This is a genomic window from Clostridium sp. TJA020 (genome assembly GCF_058310295.1).
Genome location: NZ_JBZEFC010000025.1, coordinates 1 through 641 on the forward strand (window position 1 = coordinate 1; position 641 = coordinate 641).

The window sequence follows — 641 nt, forward strand, 5'->3', positions numbered from 1 at the left end:
GATGGAATGGGTAATGTTTTAGGTTATATGGGAACTGGAAAAAAACTAATTGCTTATGATGCTCATATAGATACAGTAGGTCTTGGAGAATTAAGTAACTGGGAATTCGATCCATATAAAGGATATGAAAATGATGAAGAAATTGGTGGAAGAGGTGCTTCTGACCAATTAGGTGGTATAGTATCAGCAACATATGGTGCAAAAATAATGAAAGATATGGGTCTTTTATCAGATAAATATACAGTTTTAGTAACTGGAACAGTTCAAGAAGAAGATTGTGATGGATTATGTTGGCAATATATCCATAACGAAGATAAAGTAAAACCAGAATTTGTAGTAATAACAGAACCTACAAATGGAAACATATACAGAGGTCAACGTGGACGTATGGAAATTAGAGTTGAAGTTAAAGGGGTTTCTTGCCACGGATCAGCTCCAGAAAGAGGAGATAATGCAATTTATAAAATGGCAGACATTCTTCAAGAAATTAGAGTATTAAATGATAACTTACATTATGATCCATTCTTAGGAAAAGGAACAGTTACAGTATCACAAATATTCTATAACTCACCATCACGTTGTGCAGTAGCAGATATGTGTGCAATTTCATTAGACCGTCGTTTAACAGATGGAGAAACATA

1 protein-coding gene is annotated in these 641 nt (G+C 34.0%); it reads left to right on the forward strand.

Annotation, left to right across the window (positions count from 1 at the left end; all coding sequences use genetic code 11):
- Window positions 1-641: YgeY family selenium metabolism-linked hydrolase (locus AC4FQ1_RS13130; RefSeq protein ID WP_491169874.1), on the forward strand; the 641-nt coding region annotated here is incomplete at both ends.